At 65.9% G+C, this 26,507-nt stretch carries 25 protein-coding genes and 1 pseudogene; 11 read left to right on the top strand and 15 right to left on the bottom strand.

Annotated elements, in window-relative coordinates; translation table 11 throughout:
• Positions 1 to 246: 246 nt before the first annotated feature.
• Positions 247 to 330: pseudogene (locus B4M62_RS07840) on the bottom strand (hypothetical protein); the annotation flags it as partial.
• 124 nt (positions 331 to 454) lie between these two features.
• Between B4M62_RS07840 and B4M62_RS07845 the strand changes: the two are divergent.
• Positions 455 to 1,456 (top strand): NAD-dependent epimerase/dehydratase family protein, encoded by a 1,002-nt coding sequence (locus B4M62_RS07845; RefSeq protein ID WP_290706429.1) that lies wholly within the window; start codon positions 455 to 457, stop codon positions 1,454 to 1,456.
• Between the two features lie 56 nt (positions 1,457 to 1,512).
• Here B4M62_RS07845 and B4M62_RS07850 read toward each other — a convergent pair whose 3' ends face one another.
• Positions 1,513 to 1,827, bottom strand: coding sequence for a hypothetical protein (locus tag B4M62_RS07850; protein WP_290706430.1), 315 nt, complete (start codon positions 1,825 to 1,827; stop codon positions 1,513 to 1,515).
• 245 nt (positions 1,828 to 2,072) lie between these two features.
• Between B4M62_RS07850 and B4M62_RS07855 the strand changes: the two genes are divergently transcribed.
• Both B4M62_RS07855 and B4M62_RS07860 read left to right on the top strand, forming a co-directional pair.
• A complete protein-coding gene (locus tag B4M62_RS07855) occupies positions 2,073 to 2,861 on the top strand; it encodes an SDR family oxidoreductase (RefSeq protein ID WP_290706431.1) in 789 nt (262 codons plus the stop codon).
• Positions 2,862 to 2,869: 8 nt separating this feature from the next.
• The gene (locus B4M62_RS07860) at positions 2,870 to 3,355 is read left to right on the top strand and encodes a nuclear transport factor 2 family protein (RefSeq protein WP_290706432.1); all 486 of its coding nucleotides are present in this window, start codon (positions 2,870 to 2,872) and stop codon (positions 3,353 to 3,355) included.
• On the opposite strand, the gene B4M62_RS07865 is transcribed toward B4M62_RS07860, so the two are convergent.
• Together B4M62_RS07865 and B4M62_RS07870 are read right to left on the bottom strand one after the other, a co-directional pair.
• Positions 3,349 to 4,383, bottom strand: coding sequence for a TIGR03617 family F420-dependent LLM class oxidoreductase (locus tag B4M62_RS07865; RefSeq protein WP_290706433.1), 1,035 nt, complete (start codon positions 4,381 to 4,383; stop codon positions 3,349 to 3,351). The genes B4M62_RS07860 and B4M62_RS07865 overlap by 7 nt on opposite strands.
• A 13-nt stretch (positions 4,384 to 4,396) precedes the next feature.
• On the bottom strand, positions 4,397 to 4,891 hold the full coding sequence (locus tag B4M62_RS07870; RefSeq protein ID WP_290706434.1) for a hypothetical protein: 495 nt from the start codon (positions 4,889 to 4,891) through the stop codon (positions 4,397 to 4,399).
• Positions 4,892 to 5,181: 290 nt separating this feature from the next.
• On the opposite strand from B4M62_RS07870, the gene B4M62_RS07875 reads away from it, so the two are divergent.
• Positions 5,182 to 6,828: an acyl-CoA synthetase gene (locus B4M62_RS07875; protein ID WP_290706435.1), complete on the top strand. Its 1,647-nt coding sequence runs from the start codon at positions 5,182 to 5,184 to the stop codon at positions 6,826 to 6,828.
• A gap of 23 nt (positions 6,829 to 6,851) precedes the next feature.
• Here B4M62_RS07875 and B4M62_RS07880 read toward each other — a convergent pair whose 3' ends face one another.
• A complete protein-coding gene (locus tag B4M62_RS07880) occupies positions 6,852 to 7,937 on the bottom strand; it encodes a dihydrodipicolinate reductase (protein WP_290706436.1) in 1,086 nt (361 codons plus the stop codon).
• The gene (locus B4M62_RS07885) at positions 7,934 to 8,977 is read right to left on the bottom strand and encodes a Rieske 2Fe-2S domain-containing protein (RefSeq protein WP_290706437.1); all 1,044 of its coding nucleotides are present in this window, start codon (positions 8,975 to 8,977) and stop codon (positions 7,934 to 7,936) included. Before B4M62_RS07885 ends, B4M62_RS07880 begins: the two co-directional genes overlap by 4 nt.
• A 71-nt stretch (positions 8,978 to 9,048) precedes the next feature.
• On the opposite strand from B4M62_RS07885, the gene B4M62_RS07890 reads away from it, so the two are divergent.
• The gene (locus B4M62_RS07890) at positions 9,049 to 9,699 is read left to right on the top strand and encodes a TetR/AcrR family transcriptional regulator (protein ID WP_290706438.1); all 651 of its coding nucleotides are present in this window, start codon (positions 9,049 to 9,051) and stop codon (positions 9,697 to 9,699) included.
• Here the strand turns inward: B4M62_RS07890 and B4M62_RS07895 are convergent.
• Positions 9,683 to 11,098, bottom strand: a complete 1,416-nt coding sequence (locus tag B4M62_RS07895; protein ID WP_290706439.1) for a DUF1254 domain-containing protein — start codon at positions 11,096 to 11,098, stop codon at positions 9,683 to 9,685. The two genes, B4M62_RS07890 and B4M62_RS07895, sit on opposite strands and share 17 nt — an antisense overlap.
• Positions 11,099 to 11,220: 122 nt before the next feature.
• On the opposite strand from B4M62_RS07895, the gene B4M62_RS07900 reads away from it, so the two are divergent.
• Both B4M62_RS07900 and B4M62_RS07905 read left to right on the top strand, forming a co-directional pair.
• Positions 11,221 to 12,234 carry an AraC family transcriptional regulator gene (locus tag B4M62_RS07900; protein ID WP_290706441.1) on the top strand — a complete coding sequence of 338 codons (1,014 nt, stop codon included), beginning with the start codon at positions 11,221 to 11,223 and terminating at the stop codon, positions 12,232 to 12,234.
• Positions 12,235 to 12,247: 13 nt separating this feature from the next.
• On the top strand, positions 12,248 to 13,288 hold the full coding sequence (locus B4M62_RS07905) for an LLM class F420-dependent oxidoreductase (RefSeq protein WP_290706445.1): 1,041 nt from the start codon (positions 12,248 to 12,250) through the stop codon (positions 13,286 to 13,288).
• On the opposite strand, the gene B4M62_RS07910 is transcribed toward B4M62_RS07905, so the two are convergent.
• Entirely contained in the window at positions 13,285 to 14,745 is a 1,461-nt protein-coding gene (locus B4M62_RS07910) for a WS/DGAT/MGAT family O-acyltransferase (RefSeq protein WP_290706446.1), read from the bottom strand. The genes B4M62_RS07905 and B4M62_RS07910 overlap by 4 nt on opposite strands.
• Positions 14,746 to 14,769: 24 nt before the next feature.
• The gene (locus B4M62_RS07915; protein WP_290706447.1) at positions 14,770 to 15,063 is read right to left on the bottom strand and encodes a hypothetical protein; all 294 of its coding nucleotides are present in this window, start codon (positions 15,061 to 15,063) and stop codon (positions 14,770 to 14,772) included.
• 49 nt (positions 15,064 to 15,112) lie between these two features.
• Between B4M62_RS07915 and B4M62_RS07920 the strand changes: the two genes are divergently transcribed.
• Together B4M62_RS07920 and B4M62_RS07925 are read left to right on the top strand one after the other, a co-directional pair.
• Positions 15,113 to 15,826, top strand: a complete 714-nt coding sequence (locus tag B4M62_RS07920; protein WP_290706448.1) for a CPBP family intramembrane glutamic endopeptidase — start codon at positions 15,113 to 15,115, stop codon at positions 15,824 to 15,826.
• Positions 15,827 to 15,862: 36 nt separating this feature from the next.
• Positions 15,863 to 16,492: a hypothetical protein gene (locus B4M62_RS07925; RefSeq protein ID WP_290706449.1), complete on the top strand. Its 630-nt coding sequence runs from the start codon at positions 15,863 to 15,865 to the stop codon at positions 16,490 to 16,492.
• A gap of 4 nt (positions 16,493 to 16,496) precedes the next feature.
• Here B4M62_RS07925 and B4M62_RS07930 read toward each other — a convergent pair whose 3' ends face one another.
• Positions 16,497 to 16,841, bottom strand: coding sequence for a hypothetical protein (locus B4M62_RS07930; RefSeq protein WP_290706450.1), 345 nt, complete (start codon positions 16,839 to 16,841; stop codon positions 16,497 to 16,499).
• A gap of 139 nt (positions 16,842 to 16,980) precedes the next feature.
• On the opposite strand from B4M62_RS07930, the gene B4M62_RS07935 reads away from it, so the two are divergent.
• The gene (locus B4M62_RS07935) at positions 16,981 to 17,316 is read left to right on the top strand and encodes an RNA polymerase-binding protein RbpA (protein WP_290706451.1); all 336 of its coding nucleotides are present in this window, start codon (positions 16,981 to 16,983) and stop codon (positions 17,314 to 17,316) included.
• Between the two features lie 39 nt (positions 17,317 to 17,355).
• Here B4M62_RS07935 and B4M62_RS07940 read toward each other — a convergent pair whose 3' ends face one another.
• The 4 genes from B4M62_RS07940 to B4M62_RS07955 are packed head-to-tail and all read right to left on the bottom strand — an operon-like array spanning position 17,356 to position 21,880.
• Entirely contained in the window at positions 17,356 to 18,111 is a 756-nt protein-coding gene (locus B4M62_RS07940; RefSeq protein ID WP_290706452.1) for a polyprenol monophosphomannose synthase, read from the bottom strand.
• Complete coding sequence (lnt, locus tag B4M62_RS07945; RefSeq protein WP_290706453.1) at positions 18,104 to 19,729, bottom strand: apolipoprotein N-acyltransferase; 1,626 nt, start codon at positions 19,727 to 19,729, stop codon at positions 18,104 to 18,106. The genes B4M62_RS07940 and lnt overlap by 8 nt, the downstream gene beginning before the upstream one ends.
• Positions 19,726 to 21,369 carry an amidohydrolase gene (locus tag B4M62_RS07950; RefSeq protein WP_290706454.1) on the bottom strand — a complete coding sequence of 548 codons (1,644 nt, stop codon included), beginning with the start codon at positions 21,367 to 21,369 and terminating at the stop codon, positions 19,726 to 19,728. Before B4M62_RS07950 ends, lnt begins: the two co-directional genes overlap by 4 nt.
• Before the next feature lie 31 nt (positions 21,370 to 21,400).
• The gene (locus B4M62_RS07955; protein WP_290706455.1) at positions 21,401 to 21,880 is read right to left on the bottom strand and encodes an FxsA family protein; all 480 of its coding nucleotides are present in this window, start codon (positions 21,878 to 21,880) and stop codon (positions 21,401 to 21,403) included.
• Between the two features lie 76 nt (positions 21,881 to 21,956).
• On the opposite strand from B4M62_RS07955, the gene B4M62_RS07960 reads away from it, so the two are divergent.
• Positions 21,957 to 22,793 carry an alpha/beta fold hydrolase gene (locus B4M62_RS07960; RefSeq protein WP_290706457.1) on the top strand — a complete coding sequence of 279 codons (837 nt, stop codon included), beginning with the start codon at positions 21,957 to 21,959 and terminating at the stop codon, positions 22,791 to 22,793.
• Positions 22,794 to 22,821: 28 nt separating this feature from the next.
• Here B4M62_RS07960 and cobN read toward each other — a convergent pair whose 3' ends face one another.
• Positions 22,822 to 26,448 (bottom strand): cobaltochelatase subunit CobN, encoded by a 3,627-nt coding sequence (gene cobN / locus B4M62_RS07965; protein WP_290706459.1) that lies wholly within the window; start codon positions 26,446 to 26,448, stop codon positions 22,822 to 22,824.
• Positions 26,449 to 26,507 lie beyond the last annotated feature (59 nt).

Below are 26,507 nucleotides of genomic sequence, written 5' to 3' on the forward strand. Positions count from 1 at the left end.
CGGCATCACTGTCGGATTGGTCATCGGATACACCTCCCCTGAACTGCGAGAACAACCTGTTATTCGAACTAGTGTTCACTCTACGTCGACCCTCTGACAACCACCACACCAGATTTCGGTTGATTCACAACCTGGCTTGATGGTCGCGAAACACCAGCATGAACACGGAGCCGCCGAACGACGGCGCCATGCCCGATGAAGGAGATCTACTCATGAGTCTTTGGGTCGCCAATGACTTAGGTTGGGTCAGAGCATGCTCGCAGCGGACCGACCGGCCGTGCGTCCGGTGAACAGGCACCCACCGAGGAAGGTCCCTTCCAGCGCTCGATACCAGCCGTGCCTCCGGTCAATGCGTGGCGGCGCGTAATCGCCTGCCGCGGTGTATCTGTCACGTTCGCGGTACACCCTTCATCCCCGAGAACCGTAGCCGATGCCTGCGACCTACGATGGCGAGATGTTGACGAGCGGCACGAACGTGGTCATCGGCGCGAGCGGGTTTCTCGGCGCACATGTGGTGGCGGATCTAGTCGGTCGAGGCCAGAAAGTGCGCGCGGTAGTTCGGGAGACGAGCGATACCCGTGGAATCGACGGACTCGACATCGAGCGCGTCACTGGCGATATCTTCGATGTCGAGTCGATTCGCGCGGCTATCCGCGGCGCCGACGTCGTCTACTACTGTGTCGTCGATGCCCGTCCGTGGCTTCGCGATTCGACGCCGATGTGGCGGACCAACGTCGACGGATTGCGGGGCGTTCTCGACGTCGTCGCGGAGGCAGATCTCGACCGGTTCGTGTTTACCAGTTCGGTGGTCACCATCGGCATTCCGGAGTCCGGGCTCGCCACTGAGGAAATGCAGAACAACTGGGCGCGCAAAGGGGGCGAGTACGCCCGAACACGGGTCGCTGCCGAGGATCTGGTGATGTCGTACGCGCGGACGAAGGGCCTACCCGCCGTCGCCATGTGTGTCGCGAACACCTATGGCGCTGGCGACTACCTGCCGACTCCACATGGCGGCATGGTCAAGGCAGCGGTGCGCGGGAAGATGCCGTTCTATGTCAAGGGCATCGGCGCTGAAGTCGTCGGCATCGACGATGCGGCCCGAGCGATGACGTTGGCTGGCACTCGCGGTCGAATCGGCGAGCGGTACATCGTCGCGGAGCGGTTCATGTCTCCGCGCGAGATCTTTGCGGTGGCATGTGGTGCGGTCGGCGTCGAACCGCCCGCCCGAGCGATGTCGCGTCAAGCGCTCACCAGGATGGCAGTCCTGTCTAGCCTGGGTGCCCGGCTGCGTCGCACCGACGCATTGCTGACTCCGACGACGGTGCGCCTCATGCACCTCATGCCAGCCATGGACCACGGCAAGGCCACTCGCGAACTGGGCTGGAATCCCTCCCCTACCCCCGATGCCATTGCCGAGGCCGCTCGCTTTTTCGCCGCTGACCGTCGGCGTCGATAGCGGCAGCGGTAACGGGTATCAGCGGCGACAACGATGGACCGCGGTCCACCGACTAGTTAGGCCGAACCGCCTGCCCCCTGCGTCTTGCGTAGCGCCACTTGTTCCCAAAGCCCGAACGCGGCAACGACCATCGCCGCAGCGAATGCTAGCGGCCGGAGCGTGGTATCGGGCGTCGCCAGCCCCCCCACAATGAACAGCGCGATCACGACGAGCAAGTTGACCGCGATGACGACCGTAAGCACGGCGCGCAAGGGCCAGCGCCGCGGGGCCAACCAAAGCCCGATGCCCCAGCCGGCGATCAGCACGCCGAGTACCACCTGCAGGACCGCTGGCATCACCGTGTGCACAAAGCCGAGAACGACCAGCGCCAAGCCGACCAGGACGCAGACCACAGCGTCGGCTTGAACAGCTAATCGCCCTGACCGGAAGCCGCCACATCGACCAGGCCGATGCGTGGGTAGCGCTGGGGTAATCACCTTTGTCCCGCAGTGTTCGCAGTCCGCGCAGCAGGCCATGACGTGATGAATCGACGGATCTCGGTGGCACGGGCAGACACATTCGTCGCCGGCGACAGCATCAAGACTGGCGGTCATACGCTAAGCGTAATGTGTGACCGGTGATACTCGACCTGTTCCGCCTTGACGGAAGAACCGCCATCGTCACCGGCGCCGGCCGCGGCTTGGGAGCCGCCATCGCCATCGGATTTGCCGAGGCCGGCGCCGACGTCGTCATCTCCGCCCGTACCGCCGACGACCTCGAGTCCGTCGCCGAAGCTATCGCCAAAGCCGGCCGACGCGCGATCGTCGTGCCCGCCGACCTGTCGGCCGCCGAGCCCGACCTGTTGGTGAACGCCGCGATGAACGAACTCGGCCGGGTCGACATTCTGGTCAACAATGTTGGTGGCGCCTACCCCAAGGCGTTGATGGAAACCCGCGGCAAAGACCTCGACCGCGCATTCAACTTCAACGTGACGGTCGCGCACGAGATTCTGGTGGCCGCGGTACCAGCGCTGGTGAAGAGTCCTCACGGCGGCTCGGTCATCAACATCACCTCTGCGGTGGGCCGGTTGCCGGGCCGTGGCTTCGGGGTCTATGGCACTGTCAAGGCCGCGCTCGCCCACTACACCCGGGTCGCCGCACTCGACCTGAACCCGCGCATCCGAGTGAACGCCATCGCCCCGGGCGCGATCCTGACCTCGGCCCTGGAGATGGTGGCCGCCGACGATGCGATGCGCAAGCCCATCGAGGACCGCACCCCGCTGCACCGCCTCGGACGGCCCGAGGAGATCGCTGCCGCGGCCCTGTTCCTCGCCTCTGACGCTGGGGCGTACCTGACGGGCAAGATCCTCGAGGTCGACGGCGGCCTGCTCGCACCCAACTTCGATCTACCCCTGCCAGACCTGTGAGGACAACCGTGACCATCACCCCCGAAACCCTCCTCGACATCCACGAGATCACCACCCTCAAGTACCGCTATGGCCGTTGCCTGGACAATCGGTTGTGGGAGGAATTCGGGGCGACGCTCAGCGTGGACGCCACGGCCCGATACGGCACCGTGACGCAGGGTGAGCACCTGCACTTCGACGGCCGTGACGCCATCGTCGGCTACATGAGCGAGTCGCTGGCGGGCAGCATTGTCAGTACCCACACGTTCAGCAATCCGGAGATCACCGTCGACGGTGACACGGCGACCGGCAGCTGGTCGATGTCCGATATTGTCATCGCCCCCGAGTACGACACGGTGATTACCGGGACGTCGTATTACTCCGATCGGTATCGCAAGATCGAGGGTCGCTGGCATATCAGTCACACCGAGTACTACCGCCTCTACGAAGCGGTATCTCCGATGAGTGCGAGCGGGATGCAGCTCATCGCAAACCGCTGGACCAATCCTCACTGAGGAGGATGCTTGGCCGCCTGCGGCGCATGTAATTCCTGAACCAGCGCGGCCACCGTGGCCGCGTCTGGCTCATACGCCGGGAAGTAGCAGCACACCTCGTCGGCGACGTCACCAAAGCGGCGGCCGATCTCGGCGGCGCATTCGGAGGGGCTGCCTACGACACCGATCCGTTCCACCATTTCGTCGGTGATCAGTGCCCGCATCCCCGCGAAATCACCGATCTTCGATAGCCGGTTCAATTCGTGATGCGCCCCGCCCCACCCCTCAGCGTCGAGGACAGGGCGATAGGCCGGCGTCGAACCGTAGAACGCAATCAGGAACGCGACCCCGTCGACGGCGGCGCGCAGCTGTTGGTCAGTGTGGCCGACGGCCACCATCATCTGCGGGATGATCGGGAACTGCGCCATGGTGCGATCGGAGCGGCGCAGTCCCTCCTCGATCGCCGGCAGTGTCCGATCGGTGAAGTGGCGGACGGTGTTGAAGGGCATGACCAACAAACCGTCGGCGACCTCGGCTGCGGTTCGTGTCATTATCGGCCCCAGTGCGCCCATCAGTACCGGTGGTGGACCAAACGGGTTGGGTCCCGGATTGAAGTTCGGTGGCATCAGCGTGTGCGTGTGGAACTCCCCGCGAAAGTCCAACGGGGACTGGCCTTCCCACGCAGCGAAGATCGCCTTCACTGCGCGGACGGTCTCGCCCAGGAACTTGGCCGGCGGATGCCACACCGCCCCGTACCGATTCTCTATATGGGGTCTGATCTGCGACCCTAAGCCCAGCCGGAAGCGGCCCCGCGAGTAGGCCTGCAGATCGTAGGCGGCATGGGCCAGGTGCAGCGGGCTGCGCGGGCCGGCAATCGCGACGTTTGTCATCAGCTCGAGGTCGGTCTCCTGAGCTGCCACCAGCAGCGGAAGCATGACGTCGTACTGCCCTTCGAAAGTGAATGCGCCATCCGCCCCGATCGAGACCGCCTCTTGTGCGCTGGCTGCAGCCAACGCGGGATCGCCCTCGAGCGCGACATGGACCTTCAACCGGCGATGAGCCTCAGTGTCCGCGGCAGATGCTGATCGGGCCGGTCGGGCCGACGTTGTACGGGTTGAAGAAGTTGTACCGGGTCACCTGGACGAAGCGTGAACCCATGACTCCGCCGCCCAGCCGATGGAACTCGACGCCATAGCCAAGCGAGACGTTACTGCGCCAATTGCCGGTCGCCGTCCCGCCGCCGAACACTGTCGGGCTGCCCGGTGAAACGCGTTGGAAGCGCGACCAGGCCGACTGAGCAACGAGCTGACCGTTGGTCACATTCTGTGTCCTGATGCGAACGTTGGCCGCGGTGCGGCCCGGCGCAGTCACCGTGACCGGTCCGCTGCTCGCGGTGACGTTGCCGCCAGTGTCATGCTTGCACCGGGCGGGCTCTGGCACCGAGACCCCGCCGGCCTGCCCCACCGAGCGGCCGACGAGGGCCTGCGCCGGTGGCGGTGAAACCAGCCCGGTAGTGCCTACCAGTGCCAAACCGACAAGTGCGACTCGCGCGTGCATGTTTCTCCCGATCACCCGGCAGGATGTTCTTCGATGCTACCCAACGGGAGTGCCCTACCGGGCGCGGTTCGGCGGCGCCGATGTCAGAGCTTGAACCGTCCGGCGAACGCTCGTGAACGCGCCGTCGATGCCTGCGGCCGCCATTTCGTGGGCGTGACTGGCGGCGCGCGGCAATGGGCCATCGAGTTGCAGGTGCGCCTTCATCAATCCATCTCGACCCCTTGACACCTCCCCTAGGCTAGAGGAAACCAAGCAAATGCTTGGGCAAACAATGAGGACTCCGTCGCCCGATGCCTGCACAACTGTTCAACCTGTCGTCCGTCTTTCACGGCATTGCCGAGGCCATTCCCGATGTCCCGTTGCTCACCTGGCGGGGGCGCCAGTACAGGTACCGCGACGTCGATACTCGCGCCGACGGGATTGCCCATTACCTTGCCTCGGTCGGCATGGGTTGCCACCGCGAACGCGCCGACCTGGCCACCCACGAGTCCGGGCAAGATCATCTGGCCCTCTACCTGCTCAACGGCAACGAATACGTCGAGTCGATGATTGGCGCCTACCGGGCCCGCGTCGCACCGTTCAACTGCAGCTACCGGTACATCGAAGCCGAACTCGTCCACATGCTGTCGGACTCCCGGGCCACCGGCATCGTCTACCACGCCCGCTTCGCACCGGTCCTGGCCGCGGTCCGCGACCAACTCCCCGATCTGCGGGTACTCATCCAGGTCGCCGATGAATCCAGCAATGATCTCTTGCCCGGTGCCGTCGACTACGAATCGATTGTCACCACGGCGGCCCCCGCCGAACCGCTGCCCACTCCGCAGGGCGAGGACCTCTACCTGCTGTATACCGGCGGTACCACCGGCATGCCGAAGGGCGTGATGTGGCGCCAGCACGACATCTTCGTCTCCTCGATGGGTGGGCGTCCCTTCGGCAGTGAGCAGCCGTACGAGTCGATTGATGCCATCGCCGACGTCGCCCGCCAGGCCGCCGGCGGCGTTGCGTCCATGTTGCTCGCGCCGCTGATCCACGGTGCCGCCCAATGGGCCATGTTCAACCTGATGACGATGGGTGGGCGCCTCGTGCTGCCCGACACGGTCGACACGCTGCAACCCGCGGAGGTGTTGCGCCTGGTCGAGAAGGAGAAAGTGATCAACATCCCGGTCGTCGGTGATGCGATGGCCCGGCCCATCGTCGACGAGATCGAGCGTGGCGACTATGACTTGTCGTCGCTGTCGATGATCAGCAACGGTGGCGCAGCGGTCTCCCACGGCGTCCGTGAGCGCCTCCGGGCTGCCGTGCCGGGGATTTTCATCCTCGACGTGATGGGATCCTCCGAGGGAGGTCTCCAGATGTCAGCCGCCGCAGACGCCGACGACGCCCCTACCTTCGCGCCGCAGTCGGACACCGCCGTGCTGTCCGACGACCTCGATCGCATCTTGGCGCCCGGGGAGGGCGAGGGCTGGCTGGCCCGGCGCAGCCTGGTCCCGCTGGGATACCTCGGCGATCCGGACAAGACCGCGCGCACCTTCCCCACCATCGACGGAGTCCGCTGGTCGGTGCCCGGCGATCGTGCGGTCATTCGGGACCAGGGCCACCTCCAGATGCTCGGCCGCAGTTCCTCGACGATCAACAGCGGTGGGGAGAAAGTCTTCGCCGAGGAGGTTGAGCGGGCGGTGTTGACGCACCCAGACGTCACTGATGCCGTTGTCGTCGGCCGGCCGTCAGAGCGGTGGGGCTCGGAGGTGGTCGCGATCATCACCACCGCCGCCGGGACCGACCCGTCGCACAGCGAACTCGTCGCGGCCTGCCGTCAGCACATTGCGGGCTATAAGGTGCCCAAAGGGTTCATCAGGGCCGAGTCGCTGGTGCGCTCACCGGCCGGCAAGATCGATCTGCGCTGGGCCAAGTCGGTCGCCGCCGCCAACGACAGCTGATGGCGCGACCCGGGCGGGTTTGATCAGAGTTTGAATCGCCCGGCGAAGGCCCGCAACGGAAGATCGTTGCTGGTAATGATGCCCGGCCGCGCCGCGCGGACCGCTCGCAGCGCGTTCAGCGCCGGCAGACCGGTGACGGTCATCCCGATGGCGGCGAAGCTCGCCGGATTGGACAGATCCACCCCCTTGGCGGGGAACACCATGTGTTTGTTGTAGATCATCGGGTCGCCGATGATCTGCGTGATGTAGCAGCCCCGGATCTTCCACGCCGGATCGGTGTACGGAGTCATCTGCCACTCCAGATGGGATTCGACGCGCGGCACGCCGTCGACCATCCCCTGGTATTTGATGTAGTTGGCGCCGAGTGATCCCTTCGGCAGGAAATACCATCCCAGGTCGACATCCTGGGTGCAGGCGCCCAACTCGTAGCTGAAGGCCACCTCGTCAAGCGCCAGGTCGAAGGCGTCGGCCATGAGATACACCGAGTCGGCGAAGACCGCGGTGTACTTGTGCAGCGAGTCGGGAATAGTCGGATCGTCAACCGGGCGTCCATATCCGACCGCCTTCCACGTATCGACCGAGTGGTGGCAGGACACATCCACCGACTCGGTCACGGTCACATTCTCGATGTCGGCGACGTCGGCGGAGTTGGCAATCGCAAGGATCTGATTCAGCCCGGGATTCATCCCGGTGCCGTAGAACGTGGCCTGCCCGCGTTCGCAGGCGTCCGCGATCACCTCGCTGACCTGGCGTCCCGATGGGTGTGGGTGGTTGGTGTCGCGATGATAGCCGGTGATCCAGTCGGCGGTGGTGACGACGTTGATCCCGGCTTCGAGCACCGCAACGTAGAGGTCCTCGTCGGGAAAGACGCCGTGGAAGGTCAGCACGTCGGGTTTGGCCGCGATGATCTCGGCGACGGTTCCGGTCGCGGTCACGCCGATGGGATCGATTCCGACGATCTCGCCGGCGTCGCGCCCGACCTTATCGGCGGTATAGCAGTGCAGTCCGACCAACTCGAGATCCGGGTGCGCGACGATGCGTCCGATCATCTCGGTCCCCAGGTTGCCGGTCGCAACTTGGAATACGCGGACCTGGTCGGTCGAGGTCATGGTTGTCCTTTCACAATGGCGCCACTGTGCGGGCGCGCGGGATCGAGACCGACGGTCTGGCCGTCGGGGTAGAACTGCTGGGCCCACCGTCGTAGGGCGGTGAATCCGGCAAACTCTTTGGGCGAGAGTGCGGGTGGATCGGAATAGCGTTGATGTGACCAGATCTCGATGTCGGCCTCGAACTGCTCGATGATGAGCCCGGCCATCGTCGTCCCGTACTCGGTGATCGGCCCCGACTCCTCCCCCGGTTTGCGGCCGATCCACACGGTGAAGCGGACGTCGCAGGTGTACTGGTCCACCGGGGTGACCGCGGGCATCGTCCGGTTGTCGATCATTCCGAAACTCTTGGTCACCGAGCAGCCGAGTCCGGCGTTGATCGACTCAACTCGGCTGCTGGTGGATTCCAGCGTGGCGCCCTCCTCAAAGGCGATGGTGAAGTCGACGTAGGACACCGGTCCGCTGAAGTCATGCCGGGTGAACTCCGGCATGAACGGTGTCTGATGGACGAAGGTGAAGTGCGCAAAATCCACGCCATTCTCCAGGACATACTGCGGATGCAATTCCAACCCGGGTCGGTACAGGGTCGCCACCGGGACGGGTGGATAATAGTTCGCCGCCGTCTGGTCGTCGTCGAAGTCCGCGAAAATATCGGGAACCTCGAAATACGGTTCGCGTCCCTCGGTGTCGAACCAGATCCACACCGCCTCGTTGCACTCGACGGACTGATAGCTGCGGATCCGTCGCCCCTTGTTGGGGCGCTTCTCATAGGGGATGCAGACGTTGCGGCCGTCCTGGTTCCACTCCCAGCCGTGAAACGGGCAGACGAGGTTCTCGCCGTCGACCCGGCCGCCGTACCCCAGGTGGGCGCCGAGGTGCTCGCAGTAGGCGTCGAAGACCGATATCCTCCCCGACGCGGAGCGCCAGGCGACCAGGTCGCGGTTGAAGTACTTCATGGTGTGGACCGCACCGGTGGCGATCTCGGTGGACCAGGCGACCTGGAACCACCCGGTGGGCTCCATCGATAGCGGTGTTCGTGCCATGACGCGAAGAATACAAGAACCCTCTATGAAACTGGCCGGAATCGGCGACCCCTGCCGATACGATGGTGACCATGACCGAAGTCGCCGGTGGCCGTCGCGCAAACAAGCGCGGCCTGGCCACCCGCGAGAACATGATCACCGCCGCCATCACTTCCCTGGCGACCGGCGATCCGGCGGCCGTATCGGGCAACCGGATCGCCCGCGACATCGGCGTGACCTGGGGTGCGATCAAGTACCAGTTCGGCGACATCGACGGCCTATGGGCCGCGGTACTCCGGCACACCGCGGAACTGCGCGGCGATCTGCCGGCCAATGCCCCCCCGGGCGGCACGCTGCGTCAACGGGTCACCGGCCTCGTCGACCTCATGCTGGTTGGGTTGCGGACCCCCGAGTCGCTGGCGATCGAGACGCTGCGCGCCGCGCTCCCCCGCGAACTCGACGAACTCGAACGCGAATTTCCGCTGACCGCAGCAGAATTCGCGTCCTGGAAGCCGACATGGGATGAGTCGTGCGCCCGCGCCTTCGCCGATCTCGATGTCCCGCCGGCACGGATCAGGCAGATGGCGGCCCTGATCCCCGCGGCGATGCGCGGACTCACCTCCGAGCGAATGCTGGGCACCTATGGAAATCTCGCGGATGCCCGACAGGGCCTGATCGACGCCATCGTGGCATTGCTGAGCGTCGATCAGGCCCCCGATCGGCCCCCTACTGCACCTGCTTGACCGCGGGGATCTGCCACGATCCGTCCAGGATCGTCGGTGCTGTCGGACTCGGCCAGTACATCCGCAGCATCAGGACAAAGTCGCCCTCCGGTGCGGGCAGCCAGTTCGACTCCTTGTCCTTGCCCGGCGAATTCGCCTGCAGGTAGAGGTCGACCGACCCGTCCGCGTTCTTCTTCAGTTCGTTGCGCTCACTGAGCGTGTACCGGTTGAGGGGGTTGTCGACGAAGAAGTAGTCCTTGTCGTACATGGTCAGCGACCAGAAGCCCTTGACCGGCGGCATGACAGCGAACCGCAGGACGTACTTGTTTGCGCCGCTGTACTTCTGTTGCAGCGCAGGACCTTCAGAGGTCGGATAGACCGCGTCCTGCGGAAGGTTGGCACCGAGCCCGATCCAGGTGACATAGGCGCGCTGGAGATACTCGGTGCCGTACGTCCCGGTCTTGGTGGTGAAGAGCCAGCCGTTCTCATTCTTGTTGGTCCCGGCTTTCACTCCGCCCTCCTGCCAGGCGAGGATGCGATCCTGTCCGGCTTTCGGGGCCGCTGCGATCGCCGCCGCACCGTCCTTGGTTGGCGCGAAGTCACGGCCGGGGACCAGTCCGAGCCGGGCCATCTTCGCAACCATCGGTGCGTCCGCGGCACTGGGCGGATTGGCCTTCCACAACGCGGCGAGCCGCTGGAAGTACGCGGTGCCGTCGAGCGCGTTGACCTGCTCACGGACTGCTGTCTTCGTGTCCACCGCGGGATCGACCCGGCCGGGCTGCGGGGTGTAGGGCTTTCCATAGTTTGAGAGTGGGACGGCGTTGATCTTGTCCTGAATTGCGTGGACCGCCGCATAGTCGGCCGGCGTCCCAGTGCTGTAGATGCGGCCCAGCAGCCAGACCATCGACGTCGGCGACTTGTACTCGGTGACCCCGGCGGGCAGCGTCCCCTTCCAGCCCGGCCCCGTGATCGCGAAAGTCTGCGCCTTGCCGCCGGTGGTGCGACTGCCCGGAGACGCGATGACGTTGGTCCACCCGTCCAGGATCGGCAGCAGGAAGTAGCGGCTACCCATGTCGGGCACGCTGATAACCCACGGCTGCTGCGAGACATCGAACCAGCCGGTGGTGTAGAGGGTATCGGCGTTCGGCGCGGTCACCGCACGGAACTGTGCATTGGGATACTGCCGCATGCGGACGAACTGCCCCTCGGGAGCCATATTTCCCTGCGGAGCGACCGTATTGGTGAGCGACTTCCGCGTGTAGTCCATGGTGACCAGCGGATAACCGTAGACGTATGCATCGACGGCGGCACCGGCGAGATCGCCGTGGTCTTCGGGTGTGGCCTGGTCCTTCCCGCAGCCCACTGCGGAAACGACCAGTAGTAGCGTTGCGGCGGCCAAGCCGGCTCTTCGCAATCTCATCAAGGGATACCCTTCGGTGTGGTGGGAAAGTAGTTGGTAGCGAAAGCATTCGCGGTCGAGTCAACTCCAGTCGAGGCCCAGCAGTCTTGACTCGGCGGGACATCTCCTTGACTCTGTAGGACGTGCATCTGATCCGCGCCACCTCCCTGATCCAATTCCCTGAATTGGTTGCCGAACTCGGCGGGAATCCGGCGAACCTCCTTCGCCCGGCCGGGATCCGCGTCGAGGACATTGGCCATTTCGAGACCTTCATCGTGCTACGCGGCGCGATCGCCGCACTGGAGGCGGCCGCCACCGCCACGTCCACCCCCGATATCGGCCGACGACTGTCCTGCCGACAAGGAATCGAGATCCTCGGCCCGGTCGGGGTCGCCGCACGCAATGCCGGCACCTTCGGCGAGGCGCTCACCACCTTCAACCGATTCATGGCCGCCTACAGCCCGGGCCTGTCCGTGGCCGTGCACCCGCTTCCCGACCCGGAAATCGTGTTCTTCGAGCATCGGATTGAGCTTTCTCCGACGCCCCCCCATGGACAGACCGTCGAACTGTCCCTCGGAATCATGCTGCGGGTCCTGCGCATGCTCCTGCAGCCCGACTACGCGCCGGTCGAGGTCCATCTGCCCCATCGGCCACTAGCCCCCGAGTCCGACTATCGACGCTTCTTCGGGACCCGGGTCCTATTCGGGCGACCGGCCGCGGGTCTGGTGATCCGCAGCGACGATCTCGAGCGGGAGTTGCGCTGCGACACCCTGACGCACGAGACCGCAACAAGCTATCTTCAGACCATTGTTTCGCAGCGGCCGCCAACGACGGCCCGTGCCGTCGCCGACATGGCCCGGCACCTGCTGCCGGCCCGCATGGCGTCCATCGAGATGATCGCCGAACAGTTCGGCCTTCACCCGAAGGCACTGCAGCGCAGGCTCGCCACCGAGGGCACGAGTTTCTCCTCGGTCATCGACGGCCTTCGGCGCGAGATGGCTGAGCAGTATCTTCGCGATCCCGCCATCACGCTGGTCCACCTATCGCATCAATTGGGGTTCGCCGAGCAAAGTGTGCTGAGCAGGGCCGCACACCGCTGGTTCGGCATGAGTCCGATGCAATATCGCCGACAGCAGGGGCAGTCAGCCAGGAGTTGATACGTTTTCAGCCATGAAGCTGGGACTGCAACTGGGGTACTGGGGCACGGGTCCGGTGGCTGATCACGGCCAACTGGTAGCGGCGGCGGAGGCGGCCGGCTTCGATGGGGTCTTTACCGCGGAGGCCTGGGGCTCAGACGCGTACACGCCCCTGGCCTGGTGGGGTTCGCAGACGCAGCGCGTCCGCCTGGGTACGTCGGTGTTGCAATTGTCGGCCCGTACCCCCACCGCCTGCGCCATGGCTGCCCTGACCCTCGACCATTTGTCCGGCGGCCGCCACGTCGTCGGGCTGGGGGTGTCGGGCCCGCAGGTCGTCGAAGGCTGGTATGGCCAGCCCTTTCCCAAGCCGCTCGCGCGCACGCGCGAATATGTCGACATCATGCGCAAAGTCTGGGCCCGGCAGGCCCCGGTCACCAACGACGGCCCGCACTACCCGCTGCCGCTGACCGGAGCGGGTACCACGGGATTGGGTAAGCCGCTCAAGCCGATCACGCACCCTCGGCGAGCCGACATCCCGATCTTCCTCGGCGCCGAAGGACCCAAGAACATCGCACTGACCGCCGAGATCGCCGACGGTTGGCTGCCCATCTTCTACACTCCCCGCTTGGCCGACATGTACAACGAATGGCTCGACGAAGGGTTCGCCCGACCCGGCGCCCGCCGCAGTCGCGCGGACTTCGAAATCTGCGCCACCGCCCAAATCGTCATCACCGACGACCGGGCCGCATCGATGAGCGCAATCAAACCGTTCATCGCGCTCTATATGGGCGGCATGGGCAGCGAGGATACCAACTTCCATGCCGAGGTATACCGCCGAATGGGGTACGCCGACGTCGTCGACGAGGTGACCAGCCTCTTCCGAAGCAACCGCAAGGACGAGGCCGCCGCCATCATTCCGGACGCCGTCGTCGACGACGCCGCGATCGTCGGCGACGTCGACTACGTTCGCGGAAAGATCCGCGAGTGGGAGGCCGCCGGCGTGACGACGATGCTGGTCACCGCGAAGTCGGTTGCGGAGATCAGCGAACTCGCCGACATCGTGCTCGCCGTCTAGGTGATCTGATCGGCCTCCGCCCGAAGCCGGTCGAGTTCCTTCGGGAAGTAGTCCACCAGCCGATCCGGGTCGGGGAGGGCATCGGGGCACGCGATAATGCCCACGTGGACGACGCCGTTGTTGGACAGCACGGTGATATTGAGCCCCGCGCCGTGGAAGATTGGGCCGAGCGGGTACATCGCGTCGACCTTCGCGCCCATGAAGTACAGCGGCATCTGTGGACCCGGGACATTGGAGATCACCAGGTTGTGCACCACGGGGCCCCGTTCGGACAGGCGCAGCCCCGCATATGTCCGCATGGCCAACCCGAAGGTGCGCGGCGGGGCGAACTCGGCCCAGTCCTGCAACGCGTCGGCCGGAATCGCCCGCTGGTGGTCCTTGGCGTTGCGATTCGCCTCGGCCATCGCGATCAGCCGCTCCCACGGGTCGTCGATATCGGTGCCCAGTCGAGCGAATAGGGCCGACACCTTGTTCATCCCTTCGGTCCGCTTGCTTTCCTCGCGAACCGAGACCGGCACCGTCGCCAGCAACGGCGTGTCGGGCAGCTCGTCATGATCGTTCAGGTAGGCCCGCAGCGCACCGCCGGCGACAGCGAGCACCACGTCGTTGACCGTCGCCCCGCTGGCCCGGCGGATCACCTTGAAGTCCTCGAGCAGCATGTCGGCAAAGGCGATGGACCGTTGCCCGGTGATATTGCCGTTGAAACGCGTGCGCGGCGCCTTGAAGGGAGGTGGCATCGCCGTTCCCGCGATGGCGCGCTGAACAGTCTTGACCACCAGGTCGACCGACGGCTGAACAATCCGGGTCAACGCCAACGGCCGCGTGATGCTGGCCACCACTCCGCGACCGAAGATCTCCAGCGAACCCGGTTCCTGCTCCTCGATGCCGACGGGATCGTTGTCCATGGTTGGCGAACCTGGCAGCGCGTCGGGTTCGAGCGAGCACAGATGGGCCAAAATGCCCGCCCCGGACGCGCCGTCAACCGTCGCATGGTGCATTTTGGCGAAGACAACGATCTTCTCCCGCGCCGACTGCGTCTGGGCCGCCTTCCCGCCATCTGCCCCACGGCCGGTGTCCTTGTACCCTTCGACGACCCACATCTCCCACAGGGGGTGGCGGCGGTTCACCGGCAACGAGGCCAGGTGGCTGCAAAGCTCGGTCAACTCGCGGTAGCCGCCATCGCCGGGCAGCGCGACGCGGTGCACATGGCGATTGATGTCGAAATGGTTGTCCCGGACCCACACCGGATGCGCGATATCGAGCGGAACCCGGCGCACCTTCTGTCGGAACTGCGGAATCCCGGAGGCGGCGACGTCTAGCGCATCACGAAACCTGTTGAACGAATAGCCGCCCGGGATCGTCTTCGGGTCTAGCACGAAAACAGCACAGACGTGCATCAACTGTTCGGGAGTCTCAAGGTAGAGGAAGGTGGCGTCAAGTCCACTCAGGCGTTCCATGATTGTGAGCCTAGTGCCCGTCGATCAGTTCGGCCCGCGACTGGTGATATGCCACCAGCCGCAGCGGCAGCGGTACACGTCGAGGCCGGGTTTGCGCAGGGTTCCCGCACGCAGAACCGCGACGGCCAACCACGCGTCGTACTCGTTGATGTGGGCCGATTTGTCCGGTGTCGGGCAATCGCCGCCTATCCGCGGTTGATCCCGGGACCGATTGTCGCGGGCCCGCCGCACTTGCCCCTGCGGGCCCGGACCGCCGCTGGTCCGGGCCTCGATCCGCTGGTAGAACCGCTCCAGCTCGGCATCGTCGAAGGGCTGCATCGTACTGCCAGTCTGCCACCGGCCGCACCGTGCCGATAGCATCGGCGAGATGGCCCAGCTGACGGCGATCGACCGCCTTCATCCCGCACTGATCGCAACGATCATCTTCGTCATCGCCAGCGCGAATCTCATCGCCCACTATGCGCACGGCCGGGCCATCTTCCTCGTCATTCCGACGACGGCACTGCTCCTTGGTGCGGCCGCGCTGATCAGTGGCCTGAAATGGCGTGATCTGGGTATCACGCTGCCCCAACTGCGCGCCGGGCTGCCGTGGGCGGTCGCGGTGGTCGCGGTGGTGGTCCTGGTCATCGCTGTCGCAGTGGCGATTCCGCCCCTGCGGGAGTTCTTCCTCGACGAACGTTTCCGCTCGGCGCGCACGGCGTTGTTCGCGGCCTTTGTCGTCATCCCGTTCCAGACAGTGCTGCCCGAGGAACTGCTGTTCCGCGGCGTGCTGCAGGGGGCGCTGATACGGACGTGGTCGATTCCGGTCGCGCTCACCGTCGGTGCCGTGCTTTTCGGGCTGTGGCACATCACCTCGTCGATGAACCTCGCCGGCGGCAACCAAGGGCTCCGCGATGTCGTCGGAAGCGGTGATGCGGGAAAGATTGCCGGTGTCCTCCTCGCAGTGGTGGCGACAACGGCCGCCGGCCTGGTCTTCGGCTGGCTGCGCTACCAGACCGACAGCCTGCTGACTCCGATCGCGCTGCACTGGGCCCTCAATGCGACGGGAGCACTCGGCGCGGCCGTGGCCTGGCGGCTTTGACGCCCCAGCCACAGCAAGATATGCAACAGTATCGGCATGACCAATGACGACTCGGCGCATCTCCCGCCCAGCGCCGACCCCGCGACTGTCGCACCGATCGACGAGCACCAGGCGCCTGTCGCCGAGCCACACCGAAGGAGCTTCGGCGACCGGGCCAACAGCGTCGTCAAGCGCACCCTGCTGGCCCTGATCGGGGTCGCGATTCTGGTGATCCTGTACTTCGTCTTCCGCACGGTGGTCCCGCGCCAGTGGGCAGACTACTTAGAGGGCCTGGTCGGTGCGCATGCGAGTCTCACGCGCGGAATCATCTTCGGGCTGGCCTTTGGCATTGTCTTCACCCTCGTGCCCGTCGTCTGCTTCGCGTTGGCGGTCGCTTCGTGGGATCGGCTCAGGCATGCTTTTGGCATCCTGTTCCTGCTGCTGGGCGTGGCATTCGCGATCCCCAACGTGCTGACCCTCGCAATCAATACCAGCCATCCGACCGAACCCGGACCGATCTGGCAGGCGAAGAACACCCTCAACGGCATTATCGGCTTCCAGGGCGCGACCCTGGTCGGAGCCGTCATCGGTGGCCTGATCGGACTGGTCATCGTCTACTTCATCGTCACTTACAAAGTGCGCGGGCGAAAGCTCAAGGCGGCGGCACTCTCCGCCGATGAGGACTAGGCGCTCATCGAACACGGTCCGCGGCGACGGCCAGATCAACGACGGACTGGGCCAGCTCGCCGAGCGTCGCCGAGTCAGCACCTTCAGCCACCGCCGTCTGCAGGTCCTCCGCGGCGCAGCGCAATTCGAAGAGCCGGTCGGCCAGCTCGCGCACGTCGGCGGGGCGCAGGATCACCGCGTCGTCGGGAATATTGGTACCGGCGGTGAGCGTTCGCTGCTCATAGGCGCGTTGCCGACAGGACTGACAGCAATACTTGCGCCGCCGACCGAGCGTCGAGCCGACGATTTCGCGCCCGCACCAGGTGCAGGCGACTGGGCGGTCGCGTCGTCGCGCTGTGTCGGCCGTCATGGCCGAAAACGCTACCCGATACCGCGACACCGGCGTTGCTCGCCGACACGGCACCCTCGCGTAGAATGGGTGGTCGCACGGCGCTGGGAGCGCAAGCGAGCGGGGCCGGGTTCGGCCCAAACTGGGAGAGGACACCACCATGGCAGATCGAGTGCTTCGCGGAAGCCGACTCGGAGCGGTCAGCTACGAGACTGATCGCGATCACGATCTGGCTCCACGCCGCATCGTCCAGTACAAGACCGACAATGGCGAGATCTTCGACGTGCCGTTCGCCGACGACGCGGAGATCCCGTCGAAATGGCCGTGCAAGAACGGCATGGAGGGCACTCTGCTCGAGGGTGCCGCCCCAGAGGAGAAGAAGGCCAAGCCGCCGCGCACCCATTGGGACATGTTGCTTGAGCGCCGCAGTGAAGAAGAACTCGAGGTTCTCCTCAACGAACGGCTGGACCTACTGAAGAAGCGCCGGCGCGGATAGCGTCGGACTCCACTTACCGCCCCTGGGGCGCACTGCGTGTTACGACGTGGTGCGCCCCAGTCGGCTGTCCAGCCCCCATCGGGCCACCTGCAGGAAGGCCTCGGTGATAACGCCGCCGTCCATCTTCGACTCGCCGATGGCACGCTCGGTGAATGTGATGGGGACCTCGGTCACGGTGAAGCCGCCCTGGATCGCGCGCCACGCCAAATCGATCTGGAAGCAATAGCCCGCCGAATCGACCGTGTCGAAGTCGAAGCTCTCCAGCACCGCGCGGCGGTAGGCGCGGAACCCTGCGGTGATATCGCGGATCTTCGAACCGAGGGCCAGTCGGGCATAGGTGTTCGCGCCGCGCGACAGAATCTCACGCCGCTTGGGCCAATTGACCGTCGAACCGCCGGTGACATACCGCGAGCCGATGGCCAGGTCCGCGCCGCCGTTCACCGCGTCGAGCAATCGGTGTAGCTGCTCCGGCGCGTGGGAGCCGTCGGCATCCATCTCGACGAGTACCGCGTACTCGCGCGCCAACCCCCACGTGAACCCGGCGAGGTAGGCCTTCCCCAACCCATCCTTCTCAGTCCGGTGCAGCACATGGATCCGGCCGTCCGCATCGCCGGCAGCGAGCTGATCGGCGACCTCACCGGTCCCGTCGGGGCTGGAATCGTCGACGACAAGCACCTGCACGCCGGTCAACGCCGACAGCAACCGGTCGACGATGATCGGGAGGTTCTCCCGCTCGTTGTACGTCGGGATGACCACCAGCACGTTCTCGCCGGCCGGGCCGATCACGTTACTCATCGAGCTCCTTCGATTTGTCCGTCCGCGTCCCAGTGGCGCGCAACGGGTTCCGACTGAATTTAGTATGCGTGGCTAGAGCGACCAAAAGCGCCACTACTGCGGCGGCGCACAGGATGATGGTCGGGACGGGTCCCAAACGTGTGGCGAGGGTGCGTTCGCTGCGCAGTGGGACCTTGTCGGCAAGGATGGCCGGGGTGAACACTTCGGAGCGTGAAGTGATCGTCCCGTCTGGCGCCACAATGGCGCTGACCCCCGACGTCGCCGCAACCAGCACGGTTCGACCATGCTCCACTGCGCGCACCTGCGACATGGCCAATTGCTGGTAGGTCATCGCGGTCCGCCCGAACGTCGCATTGTTGGTTGGGACGATGAGCAGTTGGGCACCCTCGTCCACCGACGCCCGAGCAGCACGGTCGAAGGCAACCTCCCAGCAGGTGGCGACGCCGGCGATGACCGGGCCCGAGCGGGTCGGAATCCGCACCACCGACGGTCCGCTCCCCGCCTCGAATGTGCCGGCGAGATCAGCGTAGGAGGAGAACATCCGGAAGAATCCGCGCCACGGCAGGTACTCGCCGAATGGCTGGATGATGTGCTTGTCATACCGGTCGGTGATCCCCTGCTGTGGATCCCACACCAGGACTGAGTTCACCGGATTCCCGTCCGAGCTGATCAGGATCGTACCGAGCACGACCGGCGCGTTCACCGCCCGCGCCGCGGCCTCGATTTCGGCGGCCGCATCAGGGTTGTCCACCGGTGAAATGTCCGAAGCATTCTCGGGCCACACCACGAAGTCGGGTGCCGGGGTGCGTCCCTGCGCGATGTCCTCGGCCAACCGGCGGGTTTCGCGTACGTGATAGTCGAGGACCGCCCGCCGTTGCGCGTTGAATTCGAGGCCCAGGCGCGGCACGTTCCCCTGCACGATCGCTGCGCGTGCCGTTGTCGGCGACAGCACGCGATCGAGGCTGGTCGGGGTGACCGCTATCGCGAGCAGTGGTGCGGTCAGGGCCAGCAGGACGGTGACCACGGCAGCAATCACCCCGGCGGACAAGGCACGCGGGTCTTCGCTGGACGGTTTCGGACCGCGCCGCCAGGCCCGCACCCCAACCACGAATACCCAGGCAACCGACGAGCCGAAGAGTGCCACGCCGAAGGACAGCCCGGTCGCCCCGGCAAGAGAGGCCAACGGCAGGAGCGGCCCGTCCGCTTGGCTAAATGCGGTCCGCCCCCACGGGAACCCACCAAAGGGAAACACCGATCGCAGGGTCTCCACGAGAATCCAGCTCAGCGCGAACCACAGCGGCGGAATCGGCAGCCGCATACTCACCGTCGCAATTACTCCGAGCAGCGCCGTGTAGGCGGCGAGCACCCCGGCCAGCGCCAGCCACGGCAAGGGTCCGACGTATTCGCCGATCCACGGCAGCAGTGGCACGAAGAAGCCGAGCCCGAACAGCAGCCCGGCCACCGCACCGTCGCGGACCCGGGGCGCCCCCGCCCCCAGGACGACGGTCAGCAACCCGAGCGAGACGACGGCCAGGAACCACAGGTTGCTCGGCGGGAAGGCAGCCCACATGGCCAAGCCGGCGACGACTGCGGCCGCGAGCCGGATGAACCGGATCATGCGACTCCTGCTGCCGAAAGCGCCCCGGAATCGAACAGCACCGCTCCGCGGTGCACGGTCCGCACACATACCGGGGTGGTGGCCCCCGGCGACACGTCGGGCAGAGCGGGTACGCGCGAACGCGGGTCGGTGGACCAGCGCTGGACTTTGTCGTCGGACCCAGCGACGACGAGTTCGTCGACGTCGAAGACGGCGTAGCTGGCCGGCGCGCCGGGCACTAGGACACCGGCGAGGCCATCATTGCGTCCCGCTGCACGCCATCCTCCCCGTGTGCACGCGCCATAGGCTGCCCGCGCCGACACCGCCGACTGCGAACGGTGATGGCCGACGGCGGCGCCGACCGTCGCCCAGGGCGAAACCGGGGTCACCGGCGAATCCGACGAGAACGCCAGTGCCACGCCGGCCTTTGCCAGTGCGGCGAAATCGTTCATTGCTGCCGCGCGGGTCTGCCCGAGCCGCTTCTCGTACAAGCCGCCCGCCCCGCCCCACCGTGCGTCGAACGTCGGCTGCATCGAGGCAATGATCCCGCAGCGTGCCAGCACGGCACGCTGGCCGGCGGTGACCATCTCGGCGTGCTCAAGCCGGTGCGCGCAGGCGGCCAGGGTGGGAGTCCCGACCTCGAGCGCTAGCCGCTCGAGGGCCTCGGTGACCGCAGTCATCGCCGCGTCGCCGATGACGTGGAAACCGCCTTGCCGGCGCAGGGCCGTCAACGCCCGCAGGTGCGCGTAGACATCGTCGGCGTCGAGGTAGGCCACCCCCCGAACGGCCGGGGCGTCGGCATACGGCTCGTGCAACCATGCGGTGCGCGAGCCGAGGGCTCCGTCGACAAACAAATCCCCGGCCAGACCGAAGGCCCCGGTGGCGGCGAAGAGGTTGCGCGCATGCTCGACATCGCTTACCGGTTCGCCCCACAAACCCGTGATCTCGACCCCGACGTCGCTGGCGAGCACCTCCTGAAAGTCTTGGAGTCCGCCGATGTTGGGGCCGCCGTTCTCGTGGACTGCGACGACACCGAGCGCGGCGATACCCTGCAGGGCCCGTCGACGCGCCGCCTTCCGCCGATCGGTGCTCACCAGCACGCGTGCCGCGCCGCGAACGCCGTGATGCGCGTCCTGCGTCAGCGGACCCGACGCCGAGAATCCGGTCAACCGGCCCAGTCCGTCGACGTGGGTGCGCAGCGCCGACGATGCCAGCGCAGAGTGCTCGTCGGCCCGGATCAGGTAGGCCGGTCGGGTTCCGACGGCCGCGTCGATCTCGGCGACGGTTGGGGGTAGGTGCTGTTCGGCATCGACGGCGACCCAGGCAGATTCATCCCAGCCGTGCGCCCAGATGACGTCATCCTCAGGTACGCCCGCGGCATATGCGGTGAGCAGCGCGAGCAGGTCGCCACGGTGGTGGGCGCCCGATAAGTCCAACCCTGATTGGGCGAGGCCGGTGGCGGTGAGGTGGACGTGCGAGTCGACGAATCCGGGGCCCACGAAGCGCCCGTCGAGATCGACGACCTCCGCCTCGGGATGCAGGCGACGACCGATGTCGTCATAGCCGACCCACACGACGGTGTCATCGGTTACGGCCATCGCCGTCGCATCTGGGTTCGCCGGCGTGTGGATGCTGCCGCCGAGGAGCAGTTGCGTGGCCATGACGGCTATTTTGCCGGGTGGACGACGGGCCTCAGTGCGCGGGCGGCAATTGGCGCTGATCGGTTGGCACCGTGACGGCCTCCTCGACGACCTCGCCGTCGACCACGTCGCCGGCGAGAAAGACCGTCCGACTGCTGACGACCGTGACCAGACCGGCCAGTCGCCGGGCACCGAAAGCGGTCACGATGGGCCGGGCCGCCCGCCGGGCCGGCCCCGCCATCAAGGCGACACCGAGCACCGTGGTGACCACGCCCGGTGCGATCACCAGCACCGACGACAGCCCGAGGAGTGCGGTATCGGGCAACGGCTCGGTCGGCCGGATCTCGTTGCGGGCGGCGCGGGTCAGATCGTGGACTACTCGGCGACCGCGCGCGACGAGGAACACATAGCCCGTTACGGCGGTGAGCAGGGTTATCAGGATGGCCCAGCCGACGCCGAGCCAGACCGACAGCCCGACGAACGCGGCGATCTCGATCGCGAGATAGCTCAGCAGGATCGAACGAATCCTCATGGGGGTTTCCTTCCGTCTGCCTACTCAACGTCGCAAACCCCCATTTTGCTCCCGCGCCCGGGTACGTTGGGGATTCATGCCGCCGATCACAGAGTTCACCAATGAGGGTTTGACGTTCTCGGTCACCGAAGCCGGGCCTGCCGACGGCGTGCCCGTCCTGCTGCTGCACGGCTTTCCTCAGCGCGCCAGCGCGTGGGCCGGTGTGACGCCACTGCTGAACGATCGCGGATTTCGGACCCTGGCCCCCGATCAACGCGGATACTCCCCCGGTGCCCGGCCGACGGGTCGTCGACAGTATTCGCTGCGGCACCTGACCGGCGACATCGCGGCCCTGATCGATGAGATCGGTGCACCGGTACACCTCGTCGGCCACGATTGGGGCGCTATCGTCGCGTGGGCGGTCGCGTCGAACCATCCCGACAAAGTCGCGAGCCTGACCGCGGTGTCGGTCGGCCATCCGGGTGCCTTCATGCGTTCGTTGCGCACGAGCAGCCAGGCATTGCGTTCCTGGTACATGGTCTTCTTCCAGATTCCCTGGCTGCCCGAACGACTGCTGACGATGCGCTCCGGTGTCGGCGAGAGGATGCAGGCCAAGTTGGGGATGACACCGGCGATGGTCGAGCAGTTCCGGACCGGGATCGTCGACGACGGTGCGCTACCAGGTGGGGTGAACTGGTATCGCGGACTGCCGTTGACCTCTCCGTCGTTCGTGGGCCCGGTGTCGGTGCCGACAACGGTGGTGTGGAGCGACGGCGACCACTTCCTCAGCAGGGCCCAGGCCGTCGAGTCTGAGCGCTTCGTCCGTGCGCCGTTCGACTTCGCGCCGATGGAGGGTGCCAGTCACTGGATCCCGGAGGAGCGCCCGACAGAATTGGCCGAGGCCATCCTCGCGCGTATCGCGTCGGTTGTCTGATTCCGCCGACCGTGCCCGGAATTGCGGGTTAATCGTCAGCGCGACCCTCGATATCACCTTCGGTTTCTAAGAAGATACGGCGCAACTCGTCGAGCATCGCCGGCGGCGGCGCCTCCCACAGCTCCCGCTGCGCCGCCTCGAGCAGCCGCTCGGTGATGCCATGCAGCGCCCACGGATTCGACTTCTCGAGGAACTCGCGATTCGTCTCGTCCAGCACGTAAGACTCGGTGAGCTGCTCATACATCCAATCGGCCACCACGTTGGTCGTCGCGTCGTAGCCGAACAAGTAGTCGACGGTTGCCGCCATCTCGAAGGCACCCTTGTAACCGTGGCGCTGCATCGCCGAGATCCACCGCGGATTCACGACGCGGGCACGAAAGACGCGCGACGTCTCCTCGGAAAGAGTGCGGGTGCGCACGGCGTCGGGGCGCGTCGAATCACCGATGTAGGCCTCCGGATCGGATCCCGTGAGCGCACGCACCGTCGCGACCATGCCGCCGTGGTACTGGAAGTAGTCATCGGAATCGGCAATGTCGTGCTCGCGGGTGTCGGTGTTCTTCGCCGCGACGTTGATGCGGCGGTATGCGCTGCGCATATCGTCGACAGCCTCCTTGCCGTCCAGGTCACGGCCGTAGGCGTAGCCTCCCCACGCGGTGTAGACCGCGGCGAGATCCTCATCCGATCGCCACTGCTGTGAATCGATGAGTTGCAGCAGGCCCGCGCCGTAGGTGCCCGGTTTGGATCCGAAGACACGCGTAGTCGCACGACGCTCATCGCCGTGCTGGGCGACCGATTCGCGGACGTGGGCAGCGACGAAGTTCTGCTCGTCGGGCTCATCCGCGGTGGCAGCCAACTTCACCGCATCGTCGAGCATCGTCACCACGTGGGGGAAGGCGTCGCGGAAGAACCCGGAAATGCGCACCGTCACGTCAATGCGCGGACGGCCGAGTTCGGCGAGGTCGATGAGATCAAGGTCAACGACCCGCCGCGATGCCTCGTCCCACACGGGCTCGACGCCGAGCAGGGCCAACACCTCGGCGATGTCGTCACCGGAGGTCCGCATGGCGCTGGTCCCCCAGACCGACAGCCCAACCGACCGTGGGTACTCGCCGTGGTCGGCCAGGTAGCGTTCGAGCAGCGAATCCGCCATCGCCCGCCCCGTCTCCCAGGCCAGGCGACTCGGCACGGCCTTGGGATCCACCGAGTAGAAGTTGCGTCCGGTCGGCAGGACGTTGATCAGACCGCGCAGTGGCGATCCACTGGGTCCCGACGCGATGAAGCCGCCGTCGAGGGCGTGCAGCACCTGTGCGACCTCACCACTGGTGGCGCGCAGCCGCGGCACCACCTCGTGCGCGGCGAAGGCGAGGACGTCGGCGACCGCGCCGGGCAGCCCGGCCGCGGCCTCGGCGACGGTCTCGTCGGTCCACCCGCCCTTGTGGCACCGGGAAATCAGTTCGCGCGCCTGAGATTCCACGGCGTCGACGGCTTGAGTTCGCGCACCGTCGGCCTCCCCCGGCGCTTCGTTCAACCCGAGGGCCTCGCGCAGCCCGGGTAGGGCCATCGAACCGCCCCACAGTTGACGCGCGCGGAGCATGGCGAGGACCAGGTCGATCTCGCCCTCGTCGACGGGCGCCTCGCCAAGGATGTGCAGGCCGTCGCGGATCTGCACATCCTTGATCTCACACAACCAGCCGTCGACGTGCAGCAGTATGTCGTCGAACACCTCTTCAGCAGGCCGCTCGGCAAGCCCGAGGTCGTGATCCATCTTCGCCGCGGTGAGCAGTGTCCAAATCTGTTGCCGGATCGCCGGGAGTTTAGCGGGATCGAGCGCCGCGATGTTGGCGTGCTCGTCGAGGAGCTGCTCGAGGCGCGCGATATCACCATAGGACTCGGCGCGGGCCATCGGCGGGATCAGATGGTCGACGAGGACCGCATGGGCTCGACGCTTTGCCTGGGTGCCCTCGCCCGGGTCGTTGACGAGAAACGGATACACCAGCGGGAGGTCACCCAGCGCGGCATCGGTGCCACAAGACGCCGACATGCCCAGCGTCTTACCCGGCAACCATTCCAGGTTGCCGTGCTTGCCGAGGTGCACGACGGCGTCGGCACCGAAACCCCATCCGTCCGAATCGGGAGCAGAAGCCAGCCAACGATATGCAGCGAGATAGTGGTGTGACGGCGCAAGATCGGGATCGTGGTAGATAGCGACGGGGTTCTCGCCGAACCCACGAGGCGGCTGCACCATCAGCACAATGTTGCCGAAGTTCATTGCCGCGATAACGATCTCACCCTCCGGGTTCGAGGACCGATCGACGAAGAGCTCTCCCGGCGCGGGCCCCCACTTATCCTCGACGGCTCCACGCAGATCGGCGGGCAGGCCGACGAACCAGTCGCGGTAGTCGGCGGCGGCAACACGAATCGGGTTGGCGGCCAACACCTCGTCGGTCAGCCACGCCGGATCCTGTCCGCCAGCCTCGATGAGCGCATGCATGAGCGCATCGGAATCGTCGTCGAGCAAGCCAGGGATCTGCACCGGGTCGCCGACGTCGTAGCCGTGGCCCCGCAGCGCAGTCAACAAGCGCAGCAAGGACTTCGGGGTATCGAGGCCGACGGCGTTGCCGATCCGGGCGTGTTTGGTTGGGTACGCCGACAACACCAGGGCGATTCGCTTGTCGGCCTGCGGCAGGTGGCGAAGCCGTGCGTGGCGCACCGCGATTCCAGCGACGCGTGCACAGCGTTCGAGGTCGGGTTGGTACCAGGGCAGACCGTCGTCGTCGAATTCCTTGAAGGAGAACGGCACGGTGATAATGCGCCCATCGAACTCGGGCACCGCGACCTGGCTGGCGACGTCAAGCGGCGACAGCCCGTCGTCGTTGGCCGCCCATTGTTCCCGCGACCCAGTTACCGCCAGGCCTTGCAGAATCGGGATATCAAGGGCGGCAAGACGTTCGACGTCCCATGCTTCGTCATCCCCGCCCGCTGACGCGTTGGCAGGGGTGGTGCCGCCGGCGGCGAGCACCGTGGCGATCAGGGCGTCGGCCGTCCCAAGCACCTCGATCAGTTCGTCGGGTGCGGTACGCAGCGACGCGCAGTACACGGGCAGGGCCGTTGCCCCGGCGGTCTCGATCGCCTCGCACAGCGCATCGACATAGCGGGTGTTCCCAGCGAGATGTTGCGCGCGGTAATACAAGATTCCGATGGTCGGAGCCTCGTCGGGCAGCGCCGCAACGTTTCGCTCCAACACACCCCACATGGGGGTGACCACGGGTTCACCGAAGCCCAACCCGGTCAGCAGCACCGTGTCGGACAGGAAGTTGTGGGCGTTGACGAGGTTGTCGACGCCACCGGCAACGAAGTAGTTGTGCGCCTGTGCGGCGACGCCGGCCGGCACCGTGGAGCACGCCATGAGGTCGGGGTCGGGTTGTTGTTCGCCGGAAAGGACGACGACCGGTTTCCCGGTGGCCAGCGCCGCGTTGATCCCGGCCTCCCATGCGCGTCGACCGCCAAGAATGCGAACGACGATAAGATCCGCGTCGCGGGCGAGTTCGGGGATCTCATCGACGAGGATCCGCGACGGATTGGCTCCGCGTATAGGCGCGCCACTCGCGGCGGCAGTGATGAGGTCGGTATCCGAAGTGGACAGCAGCAGGATCACGGGCTCCACCCTAGGCGAGGTGCCCACTGGGCGGGGTCGAGGTGCCCACTGGGCGGGGA

Source organism: Gordonia sp. UBA5067 (assembly GCF_002414845.1).
GTDB lineage: Bacteria > Actinomycetota > Actinomycetes > Mycobacteriales > Mycobacteriaceae > Gordonia > Gordonia defluvii.